The organism is Microbacterium sp. Se63.02b, assembly GCF_014171575.1.
Taxonomy (GTDB): Bacteria; Actinomycetota; Actinomycetes; order Actinomycetales; family Microbacteriaceae; genus Microbacterium.
Genome location: NZ_CP050453.1, coordinates 445,652 through 458,054, shown reverse-complemented (window position 1 = coordinate 458,054; position 12,403 = coordinate 445,652). Strand labels below are relative to the sequence as shown.

Sequence of the window (12,403 nt, the reverse complement as noted above, 5' to 3'; positions counted from 1 at the left end):
GTCCTTCGTCGACCTGGCCGGGGGAGCCCGCGCCGCTGCGGGCACGGTCTCCCCCGACAGGAGGGTGCTTACTCGGCGGGTGTCAGCTTCGTGAGGATCTGCACGATGTTCTGCTGCGTCGGGTCGGCGGATGCGTACGGGTCCTCCTCCGACGGCCAGCCCACGTAGTTGCGGGTGTTGAACTCGCCCAGCAGCGGGTGGGCACCGAGCGGGATGGCCGGCACCTGCTCGGAGAAGATCGTCTGCAGCGTGTCGAGTGCCGCCGTGCGCTCCTCATCGGACGAGGCGTTCGCGTAGGTGTTCAGCGCTGCCGTCGCCGCGGGGTCCTCGAAGCGACCGAAGTTGAAGCCGGCCTTGCCGTCCGAGATCCACCGAGGGTCCATGGTCGACGTGTAGAGACCGTAGGCCGTGCCGCTGTCCTCCAGCCAGTGGATGATGGCCGAGAAGGTGCCGTTGTCGCGCGGGTCGGCCCATCCGCCCCAGTCGGGCATGTCGATCTTGACCTCGGCGCCGATGGCATCGGTCACGTCTTCGGCGATCAGCTCCTGGGCGGTGTTCCAGTCGCTCCATCCGGAGGGGACCGAGAGCGTGAACGAGACGGGTGCGCCGTCGGGGTCGATCAGCGCGTCGTCCTTCCAGGTGTACCCGGCGGTCTCGAGCAGGTCGCGGGCCTTCTCGGCGTCGACCGAGTAGTCCACATCCTTGAACTCGGGCTGGATCTCGTCCTCGAGGATCGACGAGAGTCCGGTGACCGACCAGACGGCCTCGCTGGCGCCTTCACGCGCGATGTCGACGTAGGCATCGCGGTCGATCACCCACGCGAGCGCCTGACGGAAGGCCGGGTCGTCGAAGGGCTTCTGCTGCAGGTTCATGAACAGCGTCGCCGAGCCGGTGGTCGGAGCGGCCCAGAACTTGTTGTGCTCGGGGTCGGCGTCGAGGAACTGCTCCTGGATCTGCGGGATGAACGCCTGTGCCCAGTCGGCTTCGCCCTGCGCGAGCGCCGTGGTCAGGGCGGTGTTGTCGCCGTAGGAGACGTAGTGCAGCTCGGGGACCGCGAGATCGCCGCCCCAGTAGTCGTCTCGGGCTTCGAGGGTGACCGATTCGGTCGACCAGTTCGACAGGACGTAGGGGCCGGTGCCGACGAGGTCGTCGCCCTTGACGGGGTCGGTGGCCGGGTCGTCGAGGTTCTCCCAGATGTGCTTCGGGACGATGGGCACGTGCAGGGCGCGGGCCAGGTTGACGAACTTCGACGCGGCGAACGTCAGCACGACGCTGTCGCCATCGACCACGGCGCTGTCGAGCTGGAGGCCGGCCGTGTCGAGGGCGGGCGTGGAGGCGAGCTCGTACGAGTAGACGATGTCGTCGGCGGTGAACGGCTCGCCGTCGCTCCAGGTGACGTCCGCGCGCGGGACGACCGTGAGGACGGTGTAGTCGTCGTTCCACTCGAGGCTCTCGGCGAGCCAGGGGGTGACGCCGCGATCGCCGGTCTGGTTCACGAGGGCGAGGGTCTCGAAGATCACCTTGCCGTACCCGTACTTCGAGGCGGACGAGTCGCCGACGTACGGGTTGTTGGACTCGGTGGTGATCGCCCCGTCGGGCTTCGCGATGGTGAGGGAGGCGCCTCCGGCGGCACTGCCCGAGTCGTCACCTCCTCCTCCTGCGGAGCATCCGGCGAGGGCCGAGATGCCGAGTGCGGTGATCGCGGTCACGGCGATCAGAGACTTCCTGAGCTTCATTGCTTCTCCTTGGCACGGGTCTTTGTGCTGCGTCGTCGGTGGACGGGAGCCCTCCGACGGTCGTGATTAGCTTACTGTCGAGAAAGTAAGCTCCCGTGAGGTTACCGAGGAGTAAGTTGGATCGCAAGCACAGCTCGACGAGGGAGAGGAAGCCGCAGTGGCAGACAGCGACCAGACGGTACGCGTGCGCCCGGCGACACGCGCGAAACGCGAGCAGATCCTCAAGGCGGCGATCGAGATCTTCGGCAACAAGGGCTCGACGAACGGCACGCTCGCAGACGTCGCGGAACAGGTCGGCATCACCCACGCCGGCGTGCTGCATCACTTCGGCTCGAAGCAGAATCTGCTGCTCGAGGTGCTCGCGTACCGCGATCAGGACGACGTCGCCGGCCTGGCCCAGAAGCACATCCCCGGCGGCCCTGAGCTGTTCCTGCACCTCGTGCGCACGGCCTTCACCAACCAGAAGCGTCCCGGCATCGTGCAGGCGTACACCGTGCTCTCGGCCGAGTCCGTCACCGACGAGCATCCGTCGCGGCCGTTCTTCGCCGAGCGGTACACGACGCTCCGCCGCGAGGTGACGGCGGCGTTCCATGAGCTGTGCGCGCAGGAGGGCGTGTCCGATCCCGACACCATCGCGTCGGCCGCAGCGGCGATCCTCGCCGTCATGGACGGACTGCAGCTGCAGTGGCTCCTGCACCCCGACGAGATCGACCTCGGTGAGACCAGTGCGTTCGCGATCCAGGCCATCGTCAACGCCGTGCTGCACCCGGGCCCCGCCCTGCAGACGTACGTGCGCACCTGACCCTTCTCGCCCGGGCGGTGTCGTGACCGCGCCCACTAGGCTCGGGCCATGACGATCGATCTCGAAGCGCTGTACATCGACCTGCATCAGCATCCTGAGCTCTCGTTCCAGGAGACGCGCACCGCCGGCATCGCCGCCCAGCATCTGCGCGACCTCGGACTCGAGGTCGAGGAAGGCGTCGGCGTCACGGGCGTCGTGGGCGTGCTGCGCAACGGCGAAGGACCCGTCGTCTGGGTGCGCGCCGACATGGACGCACTCCCGGTCGAGGAGCAGACCGGGCTGGCGTACGCGAGCACCGCGAAGGGCGTCGACCCCGCAGGCACGACCGTTCCCGTCATGCACGCGTGCGGCCACGACATGCATGTCACGGCCATGATCGGCGCGGTCGAGAAGCTCGTCGCCGAGCGCGCCGAGTGGGCGGGCACCCTCGTCGTGCTGATCCAGCCCGCCGAGGAGTACGGCGCCGGCGCACGCGCGATGCTCGACGACGGCATCCTCGACCGCTACCCGAAGCCCGACGTCGTGCTCGGCCAGCACGTCACCCCGCTCCCCGCCGGCATCATCGGAGTGCGCAGCGGCACCCAGATGGCGGCATCGGACGGACTCACCGTGACCCTGCACGGGCGCGGTGGTCACGGCTCGCGCCCGCACGCCACGATCGACCCGGTCGTGATGGCCGCGGCGACCGTGATGCGCCTGCAGACCATCACCTCGCGCGAGATCGACCCGCAGAGCGTCGCCGTCGTCACGGTCGGCTCGATCCACGCAGGGCTCAAGAACAACATCATCCCCGCCGAGGCGAAGCTGGAGCTCAGCCTGCGCTACCCGAACGACGAGATGCGCGAGAAGGTACTCACGAGCGTCGAGCGCATCGTCCGAGCCGAGGCCACGGCATCGGGGGCGGAGCGCGAGCCCGAGATCCGCACCGACCACACCCTGCCGGCCACGATCAACGACGAGGACGCCACGACCAGGGTGACCGCAGCCCTGCAGCGCGCGCTCGGCGAGACATCCGTCATCGACCCCGGCATGTTCACCGGCAGCGAGGACGTGTCGTGGTTCGCCCGCGACGCCGGTGCTCCGCTGGTGTTCTGGTTCTGGGGCGGACACGACCCTGCGAAGTTCGCCGAGGCCGTCGCCGCCGGCCGCCAGGAGGTCGACGTGCCCACGAACCACTCGCCGTTCTTCGCGCCGGAGATCCATCCCACGATCGAGGTCGGCGTCACGGCGATGTCGGCGGCCGCGAAGGAATTCCTCGGTTCGTAGGCCCGCGGGTTCGAGGGCCTACGCGGGTCGCACTGCCGGGAGACGTCCGGCGGCAGCGCGGATGTCCCCCGAACGGCCGATAGCGCGGGGGCCGGATGTCCGCGATGATGACCACATGGTTCCTCGGAAGGGCGCTGCCTCGACGTCGGAGCGGACTTTCATCGGAGGTACCTCGTGCTCATGTCGGACACGCTCGGCGACGGGCTCTCTCGTTGACCGCCCCCGATCAGCCCACGGACGATCTCTCCGACTTCGCGGCGTTGATGACGCGCGAGCAGGAGTTCCCCTCCCGTCGTGATCGCATCGATCCGGACGTCCGCCGAGCACGCAGACGCCGGGGACTCCTCATCACCGCCGTCTGCGTCGTGCTGCTGCTGGCCGCGAGCGGTGGATACATCGCGTGGGCTCTCACCGCCCCGGTGAATCCGCCGGCGGTGACGACCCGGATGCCGCCGGTCCCGGTCGGCGACGCGGCGGCCATCGCTGCGGTCCCCGCGTCCGCCTCGGCGATCAGCATCTCCGGCGCGGACGCCTACCTGGGCGAAGGGGCGAGCGGCACCTGGTCGTCGAGCGGGACCGGCGACCCTCTCCCCATCGCGAGCATCACCAAACTCATCACCGCGCTGGTCATCCTGGATGCCGTCCCGCTCGCCTCCGCCGACGACCCCGGACCCACGATCACCTTCAGCAAGGCCGACCACGACCTCTACGACAGGTATTACGTGCAGGGCGCGACCATCGCCCCCATGCCCACCGGCACCGCGATGTCACTGCATGATGCCCTCGCGACCATGCTGATCCCGTCGGCGAGCAATTACGCCGAAGCCCTGTCCTCCCGGATCTTCGGATCGCAGAACGCGTTCCTCGGCGCGACGCGGGACTGGCTCTCCGCCCACGGCTTGACGGGCACCACGATCACCGAGCCCACCGGCATCAGCCCGCGCAATACGAGCACGACTGCCGACCTCCTGGCCATCGGGAAGCTGGCCGCGGCGAATCCGACGATCGCGCAGATCGTCGCGACCCCGTCGATCTCGCTCCCCGGCGCCGGCCAGTTGTACAACACCAACGGCCTGCTCGGCACGAGCGGGATCACGGGGTTGAAGACCGGCACGCTGGGCCACGGCACGTACAGCCTGCTCTACACCGCGACGCTCGTCGTGGGCACCGCCGATCCGCTCGCCGTGACCGGCGTCGTCCTCGGCGGTCCGACGCGTGAGTCCGTGAACGACAGCGTGATCGCCACCCTGAGCGGCATCCGTGCCGGCTTCCGCGAGATGCCCGTCGCGACATCCGGACAGGAGGTCGGCACGATAACCACGCCCTGGGGATCCACCGCCCAGCTGGTCATCGGCGAGGATGCGACGATCTTCACCTGGTCGGACACTCCGATCGTCGCGACGATGGACATCGAGACTCCGCCGACCTATCGGGATGGCTCGGTCGTGGGGAGCATCACCTGGACCGCCGGACCGCACACCGTGACCGCACCGGTCGAGATCACGGGGAGTATCGACCCGCCGTCCGAGTGGTGGCGGCTCACCCACCCGTCCGAGCTCGGTTCGACGACGGCGGACTGAGGCGCAGACCTCCTCGGGCGACAGCGACTGCCCGGCGCTGAGGCGCGATCGATCCCAGGGATTTCAGATGACCGCGGAGAGGAATCCAGTCGACGAGCGCTTCCTAGGCGCGCGATTTGAAGAGGACGAAGAGTCGATCCTCGCGCGTGAGGATGACGGGGATGACTGCGCCGATGACGGCGGCACCTGTGGCGATGACCAAGGTCATGGCCAACGATGTCTCGTAGCCGGCCAATGCCTCGCGGAGGAGGAACCTCGCGGTGAGCCTGGCGAGGACGAACGTGGCGATCGCTGTCGCAACTGCCCAGATGACGGTTTCGATGGCGATCCCCGCGAGGACATGGCGACGGCGTGCTCCCGCATGCAGATTGCCTGCCACCTCCATCCGTCTGCGAGCGGTGAAGCTGAACGCCAGCACCCCGAAGAGGACAACCACGCCGGCGGCAGCAAGCGCCGTGGCCCGAGTGGTGTACTCGCGTGTGAAGTCGAACCGCTGTCCGACCGCCGGATTCAGTGGCGCGATCTGGGGGGCAGAACCTTCTGGCCCGGACGAGGTGATGGTTCCGTACGCGTACTGGTCGGCAACGTTCGACGGCGGCCAGACACTGAACCAGCATTCGGAGGCCCGTTCGGAGTCTTCGCCTATGACGACGATGGCGTTGGCGAGGCGTGGGTCTCGACCGTCGTCCTCTGAGTACCTGTAGACGCCATCGACCACCATGACGCCGTCAGAGGTCTCGAGCCGACTTCCTTCGCGGGCGTGCCAACGTTCGGCGAGGGACTCGGGGATGTAGGTCCCCCCGGGTCGGATGCGGGGGAAGTCCAGCATCCGGGCGGCTCCGGTACTGAGTTCGAAGACGGGCACTTCGACCAGGGGCAAGGCGAGGAGCTGTAGCGAATCGAGCGGCCAGATCGGGCCGGCATCGGCGATGCTCTTGAGTTCGGCAAGGCTCGCGCACGCGGTGGGATCGATCGCGTGGTCGGCGACGAGGACACGGATCGCTCCCGCTTGTGAACGGACCTGACCGGCTCGCTCCTGCAGCGCTCCGATCGTGGCCGCATCGACGGCGAGGAGCGCCGTCGATGTGAGGACGAGGATCAGCGCAATGATGCCGGCACGACTGGATCCTGATCTGATGTTACGGATCGCCTCTCCTACGCTGTCGAAGATTCGCATCAGCTCACCGCTCCCAGATCTATCGACGTCTTGCAGGCGCATATCGTGTCGGCATCGTGGGAAGCCACAAGCACAATCGAGCCGGCGTCGGCAAGCCCGGCAAGGACATCGTTCACTGTTCGCGCAGCGGCACGGTCGAGCTGTGCGGTGGGCTCGTCGACGAGAAGGAGGTCGGGGCGTGTCGCGGCGGCGCGCGCAAGCATCAGCCGTTGGGCCTCACCCCCGGAGAGGTTCGCGAAAGGCAGATCGCCTCGGCCTTCGAGGCCGAACCTGCCCAGGAGCACCTCCGCCTCCGCATCCGCGGCGGTTCGCTTCAGGCCGCGGGCGAGAAAGGGATAGGAGACGTGATCGAGGGTCTTGCGGCGAGGTTGCCCATAGGGATTCTGGAAAACCCAATGAGTCCGACTGATCCCGATCCGTTCCACCTTCCCCAAGGTCGGCGCGAGCCACCCGGCGATGATCGATAGCAATGTCGATTTTCCCGACCCGGAGGGACCCGTGATCGCCGTGACGTCACCGGGCCGAAGCGTCGCACTCACGCCGTCGAAGAGCGGAGGCCCAGCGCCCCATCCGTGCCCGACCTCCTGGAGCATGAGGACCGGCCCCTCATGGAGCACGGCACGTCTCCGCGTCCGGCCGGAGCAGAATCTTCGAGGGAGAGTCACCGTCGAAGGTGACCTGAGACATTCCGAGTTTCGCACCGACCACCGTGACCGGATACGACTCGCTCTCCGAGGCGACGCATCCCTGACTGCCACGAACATCGAAGACACTCGCGGCGGGAACGGGCGCCACACGGAGAGGGGTGACCAGTTGACTGGTGCCGGAGATCGGCGCCGCCTCCTCGTCGCCGTTCCCCCGAAGCTCACCCTTCCCCTCAGGGGCAGCGGCGATCCGGGCGAGAGCCTCCGGATCTGACAGCACACCGCTCTCAGGCATGACGGCGTCTACGCCGAAGACCTGGAGCCTCCGATCCCCGGGGACCACCTGTTCGGCTTCGTCGCTCACCAACGACAGCGCTGTCAGGATGCTCGACGTCGTGGCGAAGGTGGATTCGGGCATGTAGCGTTGTCCGACCTTCGCCTCGCAGATAGCGACTGCCGCAGCTCCGGCAGGCACCCAGAGGAAGTCCGTGAGATGGAATCCTCCGTCGTCGAAGGCCAGGCCGTCCGAATCCTGAATCGCGGACAGGGCCTCGAAGACGTCCCTGCTGAACCCGCCGGATGCATCGACCGAGTACCCCAGCACCGCGAGGGCCCGGCGGAGAGAGTCCACATCGGGACCGGTGTCACCCCAGCGAAGATCCCGGTAGAACGGCACGTCCGTGGACAACGCGACAACGGGGTTCCCATCGACGGCGAACGCCGCTTTGCCCGAGACCAGGGCGTGGCCCGGAACGCAGGCGCTCGACGTCACTGTTCCTGATGCTGCTGCTCGTAGCTCCGAGCCCTCCGAGAATGTCGGAGCCAACGGCAGCGTCCGTTCGTCGACGAAATCCACGAACCTCACCGGGTAGGTCCTGTCTTCCGGGGTGGGGGCCAGATCACCGCCCGGAGCCGGTAGGAGGTCGTACGCGACCGCCGCACCCACGACGACGCCACAGCTCAGGACGAACGCGACGGTCAGGGTGAACGCGCGCTTCACTCACTCAGCAATCTTCACGGAGTACCCCAGCGAGTACAGGCATGTCTGAGCCTCTGGGGACATCACGTCGAACGGATACTCGGCCGGCCCCGCTCCAGAACCAGACGCCTTCTCGAAATCAGCTTTGGTGAACTCGTCATCCACCACTCCAGCCTTCTTGAGACAGTTCACCGCGGCCTGAGGGAAGTCGGCCAAGAGGTCAGGATTCGCCTGCTGCAGGGTGAAGATCTCTTGGGTGACGGCATTCACCGAACACTCGTACTGCGCCTTCGCCTGCGCATCGATCTCGGCTTCGGAATAGTGCCCGGGCGGCGGCTGGAACTCGATGACGCCGTTCAGGAGGACCGTCCGGTCGAACTCGATCCCCGCCGATTTCAGGCATGCATCGAACAGATCCATCCCTTCGACGTAGTCTGCCTGCGAGATCTTGCCCTCGGCACTCGCCTTCTCCAGAGCTGCCCTGTCCCACTCCGACAGATCGTTTCGCCCCAGCGCCTGTTCGATGAGGGCATGCAACGACGGGGCAAGGTGCCCTGCACCTTCATCGGGTGCGGGCGTACATGCCGACGCCGTCAATGCCGACATCGCTGCCGCCACCAAGAAGAGTCCGCGTCTTTTCATCAATCCTCCTCCCTGCGGTGCAGGGCGTCGGCCCCCACCGCGACACCCTTAGTCTTCACCCTTGGGCTCGCGCCCAGATGATGCCGTCGCGGTAGAGGACGGCGTTGTGCGTGAGGTTGTAGCCGTTCACCTCTGCCTTCGTGTTGTACTGCGACTTCACCCCCCAGGAATGGGTGTTCCCCAGGTAGGCGTGGGCTTGAAAGACCCCGTTTCCGCCCGTCGAGGTGAGGGCTGCGACCGCCTGGAACCAACTGGAGTACACGTCCCAGAACCCGACGGTCGCCTGCGCCGGTGCAGCAGCACCCACCGCAAGACCGACGGCCATCGCACTCCCGACCGCGGTCATGGCGATCCGATTTCTCAACCCGACCTTCGTCGATTTCTTTCTCGATGGCATGAACATCACTTCTCCCTTGAAGTCGTCGTCACTGTATTGGGTAAAACTTTAGATGATACCTGCGGGATATTCAACTATTGCAGCAGGATCTCAAGTGCGCGCCCCGAATCGGCCTGGCATTGACACGACCCGGACTTGTTTCTATAGTTCATTTAGTCCTAAACAAAGGGGTTCCTGTGACTCAGTCCTCGGCACGGTCCGACATCATGCGCTCCGCCGTCCTCGCCCAGGTCGGCGCGCTCGGGCCCACGTCCCGAGCGAGCCTCGCGCGACTGCTGAGCGTGTCGCCCGCCCTGGTCACGCAGGTCACGAAGCAGCTGATCGCCGACGGCCTGCTGGTCGAACTCGACCACAGCCCCTCCCAGGGCGGACGCCCCGCCCGCCTGCTCGGTCTCGTCGCCGATGCCGGCCGCGTCATCGGGGTCAAGGTCGTCGCCGACCACATCACCGTCGTCGAGGTCGGCATCGACGGCACGGTCGTGCGCTCGGCGACGGAACCCTTCGACGCCGCATCCGCGACGGCGATCCCGACCCTCGCGAGCCTGCTGCGCACCTTCATCGCCGGCGGCAGCGACCGGCCCCTCCTCGGCGTCGGGGTGGGCGTGCCGGGGACGTCGATGACCAGAGCCTCGGCAACGTCGACTCGACCCAGCTCGGGTGGAGCCACGTGCCCCTCGGCGACGTGCTGCGGCGCGAACTGGCCCTCCCCGTGCTCGTCGAGAACAACGTCAACGCCCTCGCGATGGCGGAACTCCTTCACGGCCAGGCCCGCGGCCACGACAACGTGCTGGTCGTCACTATCGGCACGGGCATCGGCGCCGGCATCATCGCCGACGGCTCCGTGCTGCGCGGGCACGGCGGCGGTGCGGGCGAGATCGGCCACCTCCCCACTCAGGAGGACGGCCCCGGTGCAGCTGCGGGGCGGACGGATGCCTGGAATCGCTGATCGGCGAAGGCGCCCTGGTGTCGGCGGCCCGCACCCGCGGGATCATCGGCGAGGCCGCGGGCATGTCCACGCTCCGTGGACGCGCCGACGCGGGCGACACCGCCGCACAGGAGCTGTTCTCACACGCCGGCCACCTGCTCGGCCGCGCGCTCGCGGGCGTCGCGAACGCGATCGACCCCGAGATCCTGATCATCCTCGGCGAAGGCGTCGAGGCCTGGAACCACTGGTCCTACGGTTTCGAGCCGGCGCTGCGCTCCGGACTCATGCCCCGCAAGCGCGGCATCCCCGTCGCGGTCGAGACCTGGCAGGACGACCGCTGGGCGCAGGGAGCCGCGAGCCTCGTGCTCGCGACGCCGTTCGACGCCGCAGGGCGCACCGGCGAGCAGGGCCGTCTGGTCCGCGAGCGCCTGACCGAGCCCTCCCTCCGCGACGGAGCACAGGAGTCCCGTTGATGACCGCGCTCGACTCCCGCCCGACCGTGGAGGCCCCGCCCCCCACGCGCACTCCCGCACGCGCCCGTCGCTCCCGCCGTGCGCGGTATGCGATCACCGTGCTGATCTTCCTGCTCCCCAGCGCGCTCCCGCTCGTGATGTTCACGCTGTACCCGATGGTCGGTGCGCTGTGGACGAGCCTGCACAGCTGGAACCTCCTGTCTCCGATGCAGTGGGTCGGCTTCGACAACTACATCCACCTGCTGCAGGACCCGGCGACGCACCGCGCCTTCCTCAACACGCTCTACTACCTCGTCGGGTACCTGCCCCTCGTCTACGTCGGGGGACTCGCCCTCGCACTGGCCCTCAACAGCGCGATCCCCGCCCGCAACTTCCTGCGCGGCGTGTACTTCCTCCCCGTGGTGACCAGCTGGATCGTCGTCGCACTCGTCTGGCGCTGGCTGCTCAACCCCGACATCGGCATCGTGAACGCGGTGCTGGGACTGGTCGGCATCGACGGTCCAGGATGGTGGACGGATCCCGCGTGGGCGATGCCCTCGATCATCATCGCGTCGGCGTGGAAGGACCTCGGCTTCGTGATGATCATCCTGCTGGCCGGCCTCCAGGCCATCCCGGCCGACCTCTACGAGGCCGCCCGCGTCGACGGTGCAGGGCCGTGGCGTCGACTGGTGAGCGTGACCATGCCGATGCTCTCGCCGTCGACGTTCTTCGTCATCGTCATCTCGCTCATCAACGGGTTCCAGGTGTTCGACCAGGTGTATGCGATGACCGGCGGCGGTCCGGCCGGTGCGAGCACGGTCGTCGTGCAGCAGATCTACGACCTCACCTTCCGCTACGGGCGGGCCGGCGAGGCATCCGCCCTCTCGTGGATGCTCTTCCTCGTCGTGCTCCTCATCACCGTCATCCAGATCCGCGGCCAGAAGAAGTGGGTGAACTATGCGTAAGCGTCTCGGCACCGTCGCCCTGACCACCGTGGTCATCCTCGGGGCGCTGGTCATGTTCTTCCCGTTCCTGTGGACGATCGTGACCTCGATCTCGCCCGGCGCCGGACTCTCCTCCACGCCGCCGTTGATCCCGGAGAACCCCTCGTTCTCGGCATACGCCGAGCTGTTCGCGAATACGCCGTTCGCCAGGGTCGTGCTCAACTCGCTCGTCCTCGCCGTGGTCGTCACACTGCTGCAGCTGCTCACGAGCTCGATGGCCGCGTACGTCTTCAGCCGCATGCCCTTCCCCGGTCGCGACGCCGTGTTCGCGGTGTACCTCGCGACGATGATGATCCCGATCCAGGTGCTGATCGTGCCGCTGTTCGTGCAGATGCGCGACCTCAAGCTCGTCGACACCTACCTCGGTGTGCTGCTGCCGAGCGTCGCGAGTGCCTTCGGGGTGTTCCTGCTCCGGCAGGCGATGAACTCGGTGCCGCGGGAACTCGACGAGGCCGCGACCCTCGACGGGGCGGGGCACTTCCGCATCTTCGGGACGATCGTGCTCCCCCTGGTCGGTCCGACCATCGCCACGCTCACGGTCTTCGCGTTCATGAGCAGTTGGAACAGCTTCCTGTGGCCGCTGATCATCCTGCGCTCCGCCGAGCTGCAGACGCTTCCGCTCGCGCTCGCCGGCCTGCAGGGGCAGTACACCACGCAGTGGGACGTGATGATGGCGGGCTCCGTCGTCTCGATCCTGCCGATGCTCGCCATCTACGTCTTCGCCCAGCGCTACGTCATCCAGGGCGTCGCCAGCTCCGGGATCAAATGACCTCGGAGCATCCGCACCGACTGCACCACC

13 protein-coding genes are annotated in these 12,403 nt (G+C 67.4%); 7 read left to right on the top strand and 6 right to left on the bottom strand.

Features of this window, described 5'->3' with window-relative positions:
- Positions 1-68: 68 nt before the first annotated feature.
- Entirely contained in the window at positions 69-1,736 is a 1,668-nt protein-coding gene (locus G4G29_RS02300; protein WP_183151705.1) for an ABC transporter substrate-binding protein, read from the bottom strand.
- Between the two features lie 157 nt (positions 1,737-1,893).
- On the opposite strand from G4G29_RS02300, the gene G4G29_RS02295 reads away from it, so the two are divergent.
- The 3 genes from G4G29_RS02295 to G4G29_RS02285 all read left to right on the top strand — a co-directional run bounded on the left by G4G29_RS02295 (position 1,894) and on the right by G4G29_RS02285 (position 5,384).
- Positions 1,894-2,538, top strand: a complete 645-nt coding sequence (locus tag G4G29_RS02295) for a TetR/AcrR family transcriptional regulator (protein WP_183151704.1) — start codon at positions 1,894-1,896, stop codon at positions 2,536-2,538.
- Between the two features lie 48 nt (positions 2,539-2,586).
- A complete protein-coding gene (locus G4G29_RS02290) occupies positions 2,587-3,804 on the top strand; it encodes an amidohydrolase (RefSeq protein ID WP_183151703.1) in 1,218 nt (405 codons plus the stop codon).
- Between the two features lie 212 nt (positions 3,805-4,016).
- Positions 4,017-5,384, top strand: a complete 1,368-nt coding sequence (locus G4G29_RS02285; protein ID WP_183151702.1) for a D-alanyl-D-alanine carboxypeptidase — start codon at positions 4,017-4,019, stop codon at positions 5,382-5,384.
- A gap of 103 nt (positions 5,385-5,487) precedes the next feature.
- Here G4G29_RS02285 and G4G29_RS02280 read toward each other — a convergent pair whose 3' ends face one another.
- Genes G4G29_RS02280 through G4G29_RS02260 form a run of 5 tightly spaced genes read right to left on the bottom strand, consistent with a single transcriptional unit; the run spans position 5,488 to position 9,172 of the window.
- Positions 5,488-6,603 carry a hypothetical protein gene (locus G4G29_RS02280; RefSeq protein ID WP_183151701.1) on the bottom strand — a complete coding sequence of 372 codons (1,116 nt, stop codon included), beginning with the start codon at positions 6,601-6,603 and terminating at the stop codon, positions 5,488-5,490.
- Positions 6,561-7,154 carry an ATP-binding cassette domain-containing protein gene (locus G4G29_RS02275; RefSeq protein ID WP_183151700.1) on the bottom strand — a complete coding sequence of 198 codons (594 nt, stop codon included), beginning with the start codon at positions 7,152-7,154 and terminating at the stop codon, positions 6,561-6,563. Before G4G29_RS02275 ends, G4G29_RS02280 begins: the two co-directional genes overlap by 43 nt.
- 13 nt (positions 7,155-7,167) lie before the next feature.
- Positions 7,168-8,205, bottom strand: coding sequence for a hypothetical protein (locus tag G4G29_RS02270; RefSeq protein WP_183151699.1), 1,038 nt, complete (start codon positions 8,203-8,205; stop codon positions 7,168-7,170).
- A complete protein-coding gene (locus tag G4G29_RS02265) occupies positions 8,206-8,826 on the bottom strand; it encodes a hypothetical protein (protein ID WP_183151698.1) in 621 nt (206 codons plus the stop codon).
- A 55-nt stretch (positions 8,827-8,881) separates the two neighbouring features.
- Entirely contained in the window at positions 8,882-9,172 is a 291-nt protein-coding gene (locus G4G29_RS02260) for a hypothetical protein (RefSeq protein ID WP_183151697.1), read from the bottom strand.
- Between the two features lie 103 nt (positions 9,173-9,275).
- Here G4G29_RS02260 and G4G29_RS21080 point away from each other — a divergent pair, with 103 nt between their 5' ends.
- From G4G29_RS21080 to G4G29_RS02245, 4 genes are read left to right on the top strand one after another with little or no spacing between them, the layout of a single operon-like run.
- On the top strand, positions 9,276-10,169 hold the full coding sequence (locus tag G4G29_RS21080; RefSeq protein ID WP_244632644.1) for an ROK family protein: 894 nt from the start codon (positions 9,276-9,278) through the stop codon (positions 10,167-10,169).
- A complete protein-coding gene (locus G4G29_RS21075; RefSeq protein ID WP_244632643.1) occupies positions 10,157-10,621 on the top strand; it encodes an ROK family protein in 465 nt (154 codons plus the stop codon). The genes G4G29_RS21080 and G4G29_RS21075 overlap by 13 nt, the downstream gene beginning before the upstream one ends.
- Positions 10,621-11,565, top strand: coding sequence for a sugar ABC transporter permease (locus G4G29_RS02250; protein ID WP_183151696.1), 945 nt, complete (start codon positions 10,621-10,623; stop codon positions 11,563-11,565). The genes G4G29_RS21075 and G4G29_RS02250 overlap by 1 nt, the downstream gene beginning before the upstream one ends.
- Positions 11,558-12,373 (top strand): carbohydrate ABC transporter permease, encoded by an 816-nt coding sequence (locus G4G29_RS02245; protein WP_183151695.1) that lies wholly within the window; start codon positions 11,558-11,560, stop codon positions 12,371-12,373. The genes G4G29_RS02250 and G4G29_RS02245 overlap by 8 nt, the downstream gene beginning before the upstream one ends.
- Positions 12,374-12,403: the final 30 nt, after the last annotated feature.

What these genes read in the sequence shown, in the direction of transcription:
- G4G29_RS02300 (WP_183151705.1), bottom strand. Translation starts at nt 1,736, where the DNA reads ATGAAGCTCAGGAAGTCTCTGATCGCCGTGACCGCGATCACCGCACTC.
- G4G29_RS02290 (WP_183151703.1), top strand. Translation starts at nt 2,587, where the DNA reads ATGACGATCGATCTCGAAGCGCTGTACATCGACCTGCATCAGCATCCT.
- G4G29_RS02280 (WP_183151701.1), bottom strand. Translation starts at nt 6,603, where the DNA reads ATGCGCCTGCAAGACGTCGATAGATCTGGGAGCGGTGAGCTGATGCGA.
- G4G29_RS02275 (WP_183151700.1), bottom strand. Translation starts at nt 7,154, where the DNA reads ATGCTCCAGGAGGTCGGGCACGGATGGGGCGCTGGGCCTCCGCTCTTC.
- G4G29_RS02265 (WP_183151698.1), bottom strand. Translation starts at nt 8,826, where the DNA reads ATGAAAAGACGCGGACTCTTCTTGGTGGCGGCAGCGATGTCGGCATTG.
- G4G29_RS02260 (WP_183151697.1), bottom strand. Translation starts at nt 9,172, where the DNA reads ATGACCGCGGTCGGGAGTGCGATGGCCGTCGGTCTTGCGGTGGGTGCT.
- G4G29_RS21080 (WP_244632644.1), top strand. Translation starts at nt 9,276, where the DNA reads ATGATACCTGCGGGATATTCAACTATTGCAGCAGGATCTCAAGTGCGC.
- G4G29_RS02250 (WP_183151696.1), top strand. Translation starts at nt 10,621, where the DNA reads ATGACCGCGCTCGACTCCCGCCCGACCGTGGAGGCCCCGCCCCCCACG.
- G4G29_RS02245 (WP_183151695.1), top strand. Translation starts at nt 11,558, where the DNA reads ATGCGTAAGCGTCTCGGCACCGTCGCCCTGACCACCGTGGTCATCCTC.